Source organism: Colwellia sp. MB3u-45, assembly GCF_014077005.1.
In the GTDB taxonomy this organism is placed as follows: Bacteria; Pseudomonadota; Gammaproteobacteria; order Enterobacterales; family Alteromonadaceae; genus Cognaticolwellia.
Genome location: NZ_JACGVC010000033.1, coordinates 114,563 through 126,904 on the forward strand (window position 1 = coordinate 114,563; position 12,342 = coordinate 126,904).

10 protein-coding genes and 2 pseudogenes are annotated in these 12,342 nt (G+C 39.9%); 6 read left to right on the forward strand and 6 right to left on the reverse strand.

Annotation, left to right across the window (positions count from 1 at the left end):
- Positions 1-58 precede the first annotated feature (58 nt).
- Positions 59-1,888 carry an ABC transporter ATP-binding protein gene (locus tag H4J41_RS01055; RefSeq protein WP_182135429.1) on the reverse strand — a complete coding sequence of 610 codons (1,830 nt, stop codon included), beginning with the start codon at positions 1,886-1,888 and terminating at the stop codon, positions 59-61.
- 304 nt (positions 1,889-2,192) lie between these two features.
- Between H4J41_RS01055 and H4J41_RS17690 the strand changes: the two genes are divergently transcribed.
- Both H4J41_RS17690 and H4J41_RS01065 read left to right on the forward strand, forming a co-directional pair.
- Complete coding sequence (locus tag H4J41_RS17690) at positions 2,193-2,354, forward strand: AlkA N-terminal domain-containing protein (protein WP_182135427.1); 162 nt, start codon at positions 2,193-2,195, stop codon at positions 2,352-2,354.
- 5 nt (positions 2,355-2,359) lie between these two features.
- A complete protein-coding gene (locus H4J41_RS01065; RefSeq protein ID WP_182135425.1) occupies positions 2,360-2,515 on the forward strand; it encodes an AlkA N-terminal domain-containing protein in 156 nt (51 codons plus the stop codon).
- Between the two features lie 45 nt (positions 2,516-2,560).
- Here the strand turns inward: H4J41_RS01065 and H4J41_RS01070 are convergent, their stop codons facing one another.
- Entirely contained in the window at positions 2,561-3,469 is a 909-nt protein-coding gene (locus H4J41_RS01070) for a LysR family transcriptional regulator (RefSeq protein ID WP_182135423.1), read from the reverse strand.
- A gap of 403 nt (positions 3,470-3,872) precedes the next feature.
- Here H4J41_RS01070 and H4J41_RS01075 point away from each other — a divergent pair, with 403 nt between their 5' ends.
- Entirely contained in the window at positions 3,873-4,481 is a 609-nt protein-coding gene (locus tag H4J41_RS01075) for an FMN-dependent NADH-azoreductase (protein ID WP_182135421.1), read from the forward strand.
- Positions 4,482-5,138: 657 nt separating this feature from the next.
- On the opposite strand, the pseudogene H4J41_RS17775 reads toward H4J41_RS01075, so the two are convergent.
- Positions 5,139-5,369, reverse strand: a pseudogene (locus H4J41_RS17775) (ABC transporter ATP-binding protein); the annotation flags it as partial.
- A gap of 861 nt (positions 5,370-6,230) precedes the next feature.
- Between H4J41_RS17775 and H4J41_RS01085 the strand changes: the two are divergent.
- Entirely contained in the window at positions 6,231-7,043 is an 813-nt protein-coding gene (locus tag H4J41_RS01085) for an alpha/beta fold hydrolase (protein ID WP_182135419.1), read from the forward strand.
- Between the two features lie 16 nt (positions 7,044-7,059).
- A complete protein-coding gene (locus H4J41_RS01090) occupies positions 7,060-9,531 on the forward strand; it encodes an EAL domain-containing protein (RefSeq protein WP_310649782.1) in 2,472 nt (823 codons plus the stop codon).
- A 158-nt stretch (positions 9,532-9,689) separates the two neighbouring features.
- Here H4J41_RS01090 and H4J41_RS01095 read toward each other — a convergent pair whose 3' ends face one another.
- The 3 genes from H4J41_RS01095 to H4J41_RS01105 form a co-directional block, all read right to left on the reverse strand.
- Positions 9,690-10,298, reverse strand: a complete 609-nt coding sequence (locus H4J41_RS01095) for a histidine phosphatase family protein (protein ID WP_310649781.1) — start codon at positions 10,296-10,298, stop codon at positions 9,690-9,692.
- Between the two features lie 73 nt (positions 10,299-10,371).
- Positions 10,372-11,718: a short-chain fatty acid transporter gene (locus H4J41_RS01100; protein ID WP_404842441.1), complete on the reverse strand. Its 1,347-nt coding sequence runs from the start codon at positions 11,716-11,718 to the stop codon at positions 10,372-10,374.
- Positions 11,719-11,850: 132 nt separating this feature from the next.
- On the reverse strand, positions 11,851-12,003 hold the full coding sequence (locus H4J41_RS01105; RefSeq protein WP_182135415.1) for a hypothetical protein: 153 nt from the start codon (positions 12,001-12,003) through the stop codon (positions 11,851-11,853).
- Here H4J41_RS01105 and H4J41_RS17780 point away from each other — a divergent pair.
- Positions 12,000-12,319 (forward strand): annotated as a pseudogene (locus H4J41_RS17780) (LysR family transcriptional regulator); the annotation flags it as partial. The gene H4J41_RS01105 and the pseudogene H4J41_RS17780 overlap by 4 nt on opposite strands.
- Positions 12,320-12,342: the final 23 nt, after the last annotated feature.

A 12,342-nucleotide genomic window follows, 5' to 3' on the forward strand; every position in this document is an offset into this window, starting at 1 on the left:
AACATGATGATGGTGGTTACTCCCTGCTAACGTGTTAAATGCAGTGCTATTCTTGGCTTTAATCTAATCCCAAAAAACCACCCGTTTGGTGAGCCCAGAGTTGCGCATAGATCCCACTGGCATTAATGAGCTCTTGATGGGTGCCTTGTTCAACAATACGACCTTGATCTAATACGATAAGTCTATCCATGGCCGCAATGGTCGAGAGTCGATGAGCTATGGCTATCACCGTTTTTCCTTCCATTAATTCATACAATGACTCTTGGATCGCCGCTTCAACTTCAGAATCTAATGCTGAAGTGGCCTCATCTAATAACAAAATAGGGGCATTTTTTAATAACACACGTGCAATGGCAATCCGTTGACGTTGGCCACCTGATAGTTTTACCCCACGTTCGCCGACTTGAGCATCAAGCCCTTTATTACCAAAGGGATCAGATAAGCTTTCAATAAAGCCAGCCGCTTGTGCTTGAGTGATTGCCGCCATTAATTGCTCATCACTTGCATCTGGGTCGCCGTAAAGGATATTTTCACGAATCGAACGGTGCAACAGCGATGTATCCTGAGTCACCATACCAATATTTGCCCGTAATGAATCTTGAGTAATATCGGTTATAGGTTGATTATCAATGAGTATTTGACCTTTTTCAACGTCATAAAAACGCATTAATAAGTTCACTAAAGTCGACTTGCCTGCACCAGAACGCCCGACAAGACCCACTTTTTCACCCGCTTTAATATTCAGGTTTAGCTGTTCAATGACACCCGCTTTTTCGCCATAATGAAAACAAACCTGATTAAATTCTATTTTACCTTGATTAACAACAATGTCTTTGGCGTCGGGTTTGTCTTGAATGGCAATGGGTTTAGACAGAGTATTCATCCCATCTATCACAGTGCCTATATTTTCAAACAGTGAACTAATTTCCCACATGATCCATTGTGACATGCCGTTTAGGCGTAATGCTAAACTTACTGCAATGGCAATAGCACCGACAGTAATCGCACTGTCAGCCCATAACCAAATAGACACAGCGGTAATGGTAAATGCTAAAAGATAATTGATGATTTGTACCAAAACATTAATGACAGTGACCAAGCGCATTTGGCCATAAACGGTTGTTAAAAAACGCATCATACTGTCTTGAGCGTAGTCAGCTTCTTGGCTGGTATGTGAGAATAGTTTTACCGTTGATATATTGCTATAACTGTCAACAATGCGGCCGGTCATGTTTGAACGCGCATCGGCTTGTTCTGTTGATATCGCTTTTAGCTTGGGGACTAATTTCCATTGGATCAATACGTATGCCACGAGCCACGCAAGCATGGGTAACATTAAACGCACATCAGCAGCGGCAATCATGACCAGCATAGAAGTGAAATACACTAAAATATACATAAGTACATCCAGTAACTTCATCACCGTTTCACGCACCGCAAGCGAGGTTTGCATAACCTTTGTGGCAATTCGGCCAGCAAAGTCATCTTGATAGAATGACACACTCTGCTTGAGTAAATAACGATGCGCTTGCCAGCGAATGGCCATGGGGTAGTTACCCAAAAGCGTTTGATGCACGATAGAAGAATGTAACCAGACAATTACAGGAATGACCACTAACACCATCACCGACATAGTGATAAACCTTGTGCCTTCATCTTGCCACAATGTTTGCGGATCTTTGGTCACTAACAAATCCACTAATTGGCCCATAAAACCAAACAGCGACACTTCTAAGATAGCCAGTACCGCCGTAAGTACCGACATGATAATTAATGGTAAACCAAATCCGCGGGTATAATGGCGGCAAAAGGCATATAAGGTGTTAGGTGGTTGAGTGGGTTCTTCTTCTGGTAATGCTTGGGTCAATGATTCAAAAAATTTAAACATCTAATGCTCTGACTTCATGATGATAATTCTGCCGCCTAGGATAACGTAAAATGGCCACATGTCATGGGTTAAATTGTTACTATATACGAAACGAATGAGTTCAGTTTCCCGCGAGTCGTGGTGGTTGTACGGCTGTAAAGTAATAATATTAAAACGCAGTGAAGAGTAAATGGTTCAGTTTTACGATTAAACATCTTGAAGATGATAGAGATGAATAGACCAATAGCGAACATTAACACCGAGTTTATTACGCCAAAAGAGTCGATGCTCAACGGATGTTACTCAACCTCATAAAGATAACCAAGTGAGTACTAACATAAAACTAATCACCTTAATATTAGCCTCTCGGCCCCCTCTTAACTGGTCAAAAACACTGAATTTTCATGCCTTTCGTCAAGTCGACAATATGGAGGTCATTGATAATGTTTCGGGCCGCTACGCTCAAACGTTTTCAATAATGGTGTGAAATGATTGTGTTACATTTCTGCGAATGCGGATAAACCTCAGCTTGATGTGAGTATTTACTTGCTTGATACCAATGATATTAAGTGCTTACACAATATTGTGATGCAATTACGCCATATGTTCGATTTGGATGCCGACATGAATGTTATCCAGCAGTATTAGCCGCCTCAGCAGGATAATTTCTCAACTCGCTTGCTTGAAATCTATTTAATATTCGCATGCTAACGGGCTTGGTAATTTCATACATTGCAACCTTAGCTCGGCTAAAAAATGTCTTGCCGCAGGGCCAAGGCTATCAACATCTTTAAAAATCAAATGAAGTTGTGATGAGCGTTTACTACTATGGCTTAATCGCAACGGTTTTAGCTGAACCGCTTCAAGTTGTTTTTTTATCGAAGTACCTGGTAGCCATGCAAAGCCCAACCCCTTACAAATCATGTCAATAGATGTTTGTTTATGGCTTACTGTCCAGCGCTGATTTGCCCCCAGCCAACCTTCATCTTTTTTAGTGGCAAGTGCAGAATCTCGGACAACGATTTGGCGATGGCCTTTTAGATCTTCTAGCGTTAACTCGCGATCAAGTGCATGTAGCGCATGCTCAGGGCTGGCAACCGCAATAAATTCGATGTAACACAAAGACTCACTAAAACCATCACGCAAGGTAATAGGTGATATAGCGATATCAACCTCAGTATTTTCTAGCAGTTCACTCGCGCCGTTGAGCACAGATTCAATCAATTCAATTTGCAGCATCGGGTATTGCATCGAGACATTTTCCAGCACTTGATAGAGTACCGACTGGGGGAAGATCTCATCAACAGCAATTCTTAACTTACTTTCCGTTCCTTGCCCTAAGGTTTGACCGACAGCTTCTATTTTTGCTGCTTCATCAAGTAAAAAATTTGCCCGCCTTAACATTAACTCGCCCACTTCAGTTAATAGCGTTTTTCGACCTACAATTTTGAACAGCTTAATTTTCAAAGACTCTTCTATTTTTCCAACCGCATTGTGGATACTCGACTGACTTTTATGTACACCTTGTGAAGCTTGGTTAAAGCCGCCAAACTCTACAACAGAGCGAAACATCCGCCATTGCTCTAACGAAATTCTTAACATTGACGATTTCCTTTTTTATTTTAATTTTTTAACTTTTTAACTTTTTAACTTTCTAATTCTGTTAAGCAAACAGCCTTCCACCTGACACCTGTTCACCCTATTCTAATGACTTTCGTTAACGAGTTATCAATAAGTCATTTGCGTCAGTGAGATTATTTCAACGTCTATCTTGCATAAAATAACCTATATTCGTTTAAATATAACAATATTTATTAAAATAAAACTATTTCTTGGTTTTTTAACCGTATAACTTTACATATAATATTATTAACAAAGGCTATAAACATTCTATTTAATAGAATGAAACGTGCGTATTTTAATAATTTTACTTTACTCAAAATTAACTAATACTTACGGCTACATCTTCAACTTTAGTTTTATTTCTCTAGGTAGGTTTTTAATTATGAAAAATATTTTATTAATTAATTCATCATTAAACGGTGAACAAGGCAATTCAACAATATTAGCAAAAGAACTTTTATCAACGTTAGAGGCAAAATCTAAAGTTAATATTATTGAACGAGATTTAGCCAAACAAGCATTGCCTCATTTAAGCCAACAAGAAATGCTCGCTTGGATGACACCAATTAACGAGCGCAATGAAGAGCAAATACAGCTAGCAAGTACTTCAGATATTCTGGTTGAAGAGCTACAAGCCAGTGATATGATTATTATTGGTATGCCCATGTATAATTTTGGTATTCCATCAAGCTTTAAAGTATGGATTGATCGCATAGCCAGAGCTGGTATTACCTTCAAATATACAGAACAGGGCCCTGTCGGTTTGCTCGAAGGAAAAAAAGCTATCATTGTCGCCGCCCGAGGCGGAATGTATGTTGGAACACCAAAAGATACCCAAAGCCAATACCTTAAAGACATACTAGCTTTTATCGGCATTTCCGATGTTGAATTTATTTATGCCGAAGGTTTAAGTATGCCAACAAAAGTAGCAAGTTTACAACAAGCTAGCGTAGATATATCAGCATTAGCGAACAAGTTATTGGCTGTTTAAGCTATAAACTATTTCATCTGAGGGGTGTCAGGTGTAGCCCCCATAATTACAAACTTACGTGTATAGGCAAAATAAAACGTCATTTTTCATACAATCAAAATACATGATGTCTGATATTTTCCATCTTGACATCTATTTTATCTTCTTGAGGGAGTGAACGTCGGTTATTTCAGTCTATTACTCAAGGGTTTTTACATAATTCAAAGTAAGCACTTTCTGCTGTTGTGAAAACCAGCACTGAATATTGTTTATGATCATGAACAGCTTTTATTCAAACAGACTTATCTAAGGCTGTGCTCTACTTTGTGGCGGCAATAATTCGACGACTTCGTCATTTTTTGTCTTCAGCTGACTGAGTATCTTTTCGATCAACAATAGATGTTCATTAGATACATCCTTTTATCTAAACCCTGGGGGCAGCATTCGCTGTGCAAATCGTCTTTCCTGACGATTTTTCAATGCTTGCTATAGCCTTAACCGCACCACCGCATTGCTCACAGGTTTCTATTGCTATCCCAAAACCCGTTTAAGTCTTTGTGCCCAGATCATCGACTGGTGTTTTTGTGCCCGTGTTCCCACCGCCCTGTAGCCAATGCTTGTTTAGCCTTATTTCGTTTTGCCGGCGTTATTATCACGCGGTGCCGAGAGTTCGCAAGCAAGCCATTTGATGATTTGTACCAAGACATTAATGACAGTGACCAAGCGCATTTGGCCATAAACGGTTGTTAAAAAACGCATCATACTGTCTTGAGCGTAGTCAGCTTCTTGGCTGGTATGTGAGAATAGTTTTACCGTTGATATATTGCTATAACTGTCAACAATGCGGCCGGTCATGTTTGAACGTGCATCGGCTTGTTCTTTTGATATCGCTTTTAGCTTTGGGACTAATCTAAGATAGCGAGTACCGCCGTAAGTACCGACATGATAATTAATGGCAAACCAAATCCGCGAGTATAATGGCGGCAAAAGGCATATAAGGTGTTAGGTGGTTGGTTGGGTGGGTTCTTCTTGTGGTAATGCTTGGGTCAATGATTAAAAAAATTTAAACATCTAATGCTCTGACTTCATGATGAAAATTCTGCCGCCTAAGATAACGCAAAATGCCCAGATGTCATGGGTTAAATTGTTACTAAATACGAAACGAATGAGTTCGGTTTCCCGCGAGTCTGTTGGTTGTGCGGCTGTAAAGTAATAATATTAATACGCAGTGCAGAATATGTTGTGATGCCTTAACCAGTTGCTTCAAAAACCTGTAGCTCTCTGTGTCGGTCACCATCTGTATGTTAATAGTAATTTTTGAGCTGAGTCTTGTTTATTGATATAACCTAGCACAGCACAATGTAATATTATTGCTGCAGACAATTCATCATCGTGCATTGATAAGACGATAATCCCCATTTGTGGTCACCAACAATAAAAATGTTTTGTACTTTTAGTCCAGACACTGACAAGATGGAAAGCATGAAGAATCATATTTTTTATTAACTTATGAAAAATAACGTTTTATTTTACCTATACACCATGTAGTATTTTTAAAATAAATATTGTGGTTGTTTGGTGTTTGAGTCATTTGCGCTATAATTTTTATATACATAGCCCCCACACACGGGATGGCAAAACCACGTCAACTTACCACAATATATTTTAGCAACAAAAATACCCTTCGCACTTGATTTTTATGTAGCTTATAGACCAAGGATTTGAAAAATAGATGTTTATGCTCCTTTCAACCATGAGATAAAAACCACGATGAATATCATCAATAGGAACAATGTCAGAGTATACGGTAAAGGCGCTAAAACAATCGTTTTTGCCCATGGCTATGGTTGTGATCAGTCTATGTGGCGGAGAGTCAGTCCGTCCTTTGAAGATGAATATAGGGTGGTATTATTTGACTATGTCGGCGTAGGTTTGTCTAATGCAGATGCTTATGATCCTCTGCGTTATTCAAGTTTGGCCGGTTATGCCAAAGATATTGTCGAAATTTGTACAGCACTTGATTTGCAAAATGCGATCTTGGTAGGGCATTCGGTCAGCAGTATGATTAGCTTGTTAGCTGCAATCGAAATTCCCCATAGAATCTCAACGTTGATCATGATTTGCCCAACCCCACGCTATTTGAACGACCGACCCGATTACATAGGCGGCTTTGAACAGGCCGACATTGAAGGTTTGCTCGATACAATCGATCGCAATCAACCAGGTTGGGCAGCTCATCTCGCCGGTATTGTTGTAAATAACCCCGATCAACCAGAATTGGCACAAGAACTGGAAGACAGTTTTTGTGCCATGGATCCCGCCATAGCTAAGCGTTTTGCCAAAGCAACTTTTTTGGCGGATAACCGTTCTGATCTGGTTGGTTTTGACAAGCCCTGTTTGATCCTCCAGTGTCAGAACGATTTAGTTGCACCGAATGTCGTAGGCGATTATTTACATCAACATTTGCTTAATAGTCATTTGCAGCAGATGAAAGCGACCGGACACAGTCCTCATATGAGTCATCCGCTTGAAACCATCAAATTGATCAAAGAATACCTTGCCAGTCATGTAAAGCAGAACTAAAGAGTGAATATTTAGAGTGGATATTTCAAAATTTAATCTTATGGAGGCACCCTGCGGCTTGTTTATCTTTGATGACAGCTTAAGGGTAATGACGGTTAATCAAACCTTAGCCACTATGCTTAACCTTACGATACAAGACTTAGTGGGTAAAAATTTGGATGTAATGCTGACATCATCCAACCGTTTGCAATTTCATCTGCAAGTGATGCCAATATTGCATCTTCAGGGGCATATTGAAGAGATTTCCATGTCTCTGGCTGGCGCAAAAGGGATCGAAATCCCGGTCATTTTTAATGCCGTGCGACGAGAAGTTCAGGGGAGTGCCTATACTGAATGTGTGGTCATGGCTATGAACGAACGTAAACGTCTGGAAGATGAGTTGTTTAATATAAAAAAAGCAACCGAACAAGTGCCCGGTTCCCTTTATCAATTTCAGCTTTTTGCCGACGGGAGTACCTGCTTTCCTTACACGAGTGAGGGAATACGTGATATCTATGAGTTAAGCCCGCTACAGTTAAAAAAAGACGCAGATTTAGCGTTTAAACGCATTCACTTGGATGATGTAGAGGTGCTCAAACAAGACATGGTGGATTCTGCCAAAAAGCTCACTGTATGGCATCAACAATATCGTGTGATTTTACCCAAAGCGGGCATCCGCTGGCTGGAGGGTAATGCCACCCCTGAAGCCCGCGCCGATGGCAGTACAATATGGCATGGTTATATTAACGATATTACCGAGCGAAAAGCGTTAGAACTTTCGTTGTCCAACGAATTTGAACGCTCGCGAGTGACGCTAAGTTCCATCGGCGATGCGGTTATTACCACCAATGAGCGCCAAGTGGTCGAATACATCAACCCCATTGCAGAGCAATTAACTGGCTGGAAATTGGCCGATGCCATAGGTCAACCCGTAACTAGGGTGTTTAACATCATTAATCAACATACTCGGCTGGTGGCAAAAAGCCCTATTGCCCATGTTTTGGACGATGGTGCCATTGTTGGGCTAACTCGCGACACAGTCTTGCTCAGTAAGGATGGAAGTGAGTATTCGCTGGAATGCTCAGCAGCACCGATTTTTACCCTTGGTGATGTAATAACGGGTGTCGTTATGGTTTTTCGTGATGTAACCGGCCAAAAAAGACTGAAGGAGGAAGTGGATCATCATCGTGCCAGTCATGATCATTTGACTGGACTGGCGAACCGCAGAGAATTTGATCGTAAATTACTTGAAATGTTTGATTCATCAATTTCTACTGGTGTTGCACATGTATTGTGTTCCATCGATTTGGATCAGTTTAAGATAGTCAATGACAGCTGTGGACATTCTGCTGGCAACACACTATTAAAAGAAATTTCGGCGATACTTACTCTAAACGTGTGTGACAAAGATCTGGTGGCGCGAACCGGGGGGGATGAATTTTCTCTTTTACTTGAGGGCTATGATCTCAAAGCGGCTCAACGAATAGCACAACAGGCTTGTGACAAAATTGCGAACATTCGTTTTTATCACAAAGGTAAATTTGTTCACGTCAGTGCCAGCATTGGCCTAGTAGCTTTCGATGGGAAATGGGAAAATGCCCAGGCAGTGCAACTGGCTGCCGTTAGCGCCTGTTTAGCTGCGAAACATCAAGGTGGCGGTCGTGTACAAATATATTCAGATACAGATTTAACGGTAATGGAGCTGCGAGATCAGATGCAGTGGGCTTCTCGCTTGCAACAAGCCATTAATGAAAATCGCTTTGAACTTTTTGCCCAACCCATCATGGCACTTGATCAACAAGCAGAACAAGGACTACATTTTGAAGTGCTATTGCGCTTACGTGATACCGATGGAAGTCTGGTCTCGCCTGCGTTATTTATGGCTTCCGCTGAACGATTTGGCTTAGCTGGGCAAATCGATCGTTGGCTAGTAAATCGAGTCTTAGAGTGGATGAAAACCTATGCTCATGAGTTGGATAAAATTAATATAATCGCCGTAAACTTATCTGGAAAGTCGGTTGGTGATCGTGATTTTCATCACTTTTTGCTCGAGGCATTGGATCACGCTCAGGTACCGGTACAAAAAATTTCATTCGAAATTACTGAAACAGCAGCAATCGATAACCTAGATATCGCCACTGAGTTTATTACTATGCTGCATCAGCGCGGTGCGAAAATATCCCTCGATGATTTTGGCAGTGGTATGTCATCAATGGCTTATCTTAAAAAACTTGCGGTTGATTATTTGAAAATTGACGGACAGTTTGTGAAAGATATGGCAAACGACAGAGTTGATTGTGCGATGGTTCGTAGTATTAATGAAATTGCGCATTTAACCGGAAAAGTCACTATTGCTGAGTTTGTTGAAAATGCCGATATATTGATGTTATTAAAAGATATAGGTATTGATTTTGCCCAGGGATATCACATTGGCAAACCACAGCCAATCAATGAAATTTTTGCCTGGAAAAATATAACGAATACAAGACTAAGCGGTGAAGATCAGTAGATGGAATTTTCGTCGACAAAGGACTCATAGCGTTGAACGTTGTTAACGCATCTAGTTGAACGTTCTTAGCGCACTACTTTAACGTTTCTGACCCGTTGATTATTGAAGATAAACCCTGTGTTGATAGACATTGAAAATATTGTAACGCATCTAGACAGTCATTCAACCGCGACTCGAACCGCCTTGCGTGTTCGTGTGTTGTAGGCAACAATCTCGCCGGACGAAGCCCCAATTCCAGATACAGCCTGGATGACCACTTGATGCGTGACCATTAGTGTAAGACTATTTTGGCTGAGCGCTGCAAGCTTTTCTTGCAGCAACTTAAGTGTTTCATTACGATCAGCATGCTCTTCAAAAAATGAGTTAAGACCAGCAAATCTTTCAACTTCGCCAAGTTGTAAAAGTTTGGCTGTTTCGAGGCAACGACACCAATAGCTTGAATAAATTTTATCAATCACTATAGCCGACTGCTTTAACTGCTGCCCTAATGAGATAGTTTGACTTCGACCAACGGCATCCAGATTTCGCTGTGTATTGCATTGGTTAATAACAAAATTAGCGGGATCACCAAAACCCGGAGCAATAGCATGGCGCATCAATAGTACGTTGGCATCGATTTTCCGTAGCTTATCCATAATAGAATCAACATTTGTCGTGGCAAAGGCGTTCTGCACGCTAGCTGATAATATGACAAGAACTAATAATAAATTACCTACTAGCATGTATTTTGAGCCACTGTTGGTTAATATTATGATTAATACAGTCACCTGATGTAACATATATTACATCAGGTGACTTAGCACTGAGTTTAAACGATTTATAGCGTCCCTTTATAAAAAACTATAAAAAAACTAATCCTAATGATATAACAATGCCAGAATAGACAAGTATAACTAAGCAATAACCCATAATATCTCTTGCTCCAAGTTTAGCAATCCCCAACAATGGTAAAGCCCAAAATGGTTGTATCATGTTTGTCCAAGCATCTCCCCAGGCAATTGCCATTGCCGTTCTGGCCGTATCTACGCCAAGTTCAATGGCTGCTGGCATCATAATAGGTGCTTGAACAACCCACTGTCCTCCACCCGAGGGGACAAAAAAGTTCACAACGCCTGCACTTAAAAAAGTAAATAAAGGAAAAGTATTTACTGTAGAGATATTAACAAAACCTTGTGAAATATATCCAGCAAGTGAAACACCATCTGGACCCATAAATTTCATCAGTCCCATTATTCCAGCATAAAAAGGGAATTGTAGTAAAATACCACCGACATTTTTTGACGCATCAGCCACTGCACGTACTACTTTAATGGGTGTGCCATGTAAAATAATGGCAGTAAATAAGAAGATAAAATTAATTATATTCAAATTTAAAGCAAATCCATTTTCGATAAAATAAGTGAAAATAAAACTATATCCTAAAACACCCAGTGCTCTATTTATCCATTTAGAATTTTCAAGCTTTTGCGCTGGCGTCATATTATTTTTATCTAATGTTTCCACTATTTCAGCTTCAAATAAGCGGGTATCCACTTCAATGGTTTTTTCTTTTGAAGGATGCATAAACTTTAGAATAAAAGGTAATGTAAGCACAAGTATGGCGACAATAATTAAATTATATGACGAAAATATGGTTTCGCTTGTTGGAATAGCTTGTGTTAATGCCCCATTGGTTATTTCTGCTAGACCAGTAGATGAGGCAATCGTTAATGGAATAGAGCCTGAAAAGCCTGCATGCCAAATCAAAAAACCAACGTAGGCAGAAGCGATTAATAATGGATAATGAACACCTTTTACTTTATGAGCGACTTCTCTCGCAAAAATTGCCCCAATAACTAAACCAAAGCCCCAGTTAATAAAACTGGCAACTAATGCAACAAAACTGACCAGAAGTATCGCTTGTCCTGGTGTTTTTGAAAATCCAGCGAGTTTAGATAAATATTTTTTAAAAACATCTGTTGTTGCTAATATGGTGCCAGTGACCAGCACCAGTGCCATCTGCATTGCGAATGACAAAATAGACCAAAAACCGCCATACCAAGCTGTGACCAAATCCATAGGAGAGCTTTGTGTAAGAGGTATAGCGGCAATAAACACAACAAATGTTAATATAACGGCAAAAACAAATGGATCAGGAAGCCAATTTTTCACCAAACTAACAGAGCTGTCAGTAAACTTAACAAATATGTTTTTCATGTTATTCCTTTTTTTAATATCTGATTTTTAAGCACTTAACAAATACTACTATTTTACGCCCCTTCATTCGAATTTAGTGTCACTTCGTATGAAACTGGTGTTACATTTTTGACATCTTTAAAGCTAGCAGAGTAGATGCTTGATACCAAGTGCTTTGGTACTTTCTTTAGCAACAACTGATTGATACTGCCAATATAGTGTTTTATTTTTCGCGGCAATAACTATTGCCAATCCACTTGAAGATGATAAACCATCATTTAGCACACTAAGCAGCATTAACTATCGCCACTCAAAAGCTAGAATAAGAAGTTGGGCTAAAGTTAATTAACCGTGCGGAAAAAACGCGTTATTAACCGCTGAAGGTGAAGTGCTATATAAATTGTTACTTAACTATTAAGCCAAGTAAAATAAATTGAATTAGAAGAGTTAAAAAATCTCGAACGGGGCCATTCTTTTTGGCGTTTCGGCCATGATGGGCTCTTACTACTGCCCAAAAATATTGACTGCATTTAAACAAAAAAATCGAAAAATAAAAATGCACTTGGTTGACCAAGGTACAGCAGCGCTGGATAAAATGTTGCTAAACGGCGAATCAAACCCCCTCATTATTAATGA

Coding starts and splice junctions, on each gene's coding strand:
- H4J41_RS01105 (WP_182135415.1), bottom strand. CDS start 12,003: ATGCTGCTTAGTGTGCTAAATGATGGTTTATCATCTTCAAGTGGATTG.
- H4J41_RS01075 (WP_182135421.1), top strand. CDS start 3,873: ATGAAAAATATTTTATTAATTAATTCATCATTAAACGGTGAACAAGGC.
- H4J41_RS01070 (WP_182135423.1), bottom strand. CDS start 3,469: ATGTTAAGAATTTCGTTAGAGCAATGGCGGATGTTTCGCTCTGTTGTA.
- H4J41_RS01085 (WP_182135419.1), top strand. CDS start 6,231: ATGAATATCATCAATAGGAACAATGTCAGAGTATACGGTAAAGGCGCT.
- H4J41_RS01055 (WP_182135429.1), bottom strand. CDS start 1,888: ATGTTTAAATTTTTTGAATCATTGACCCAAGCATTACCAGAAGAAGAA.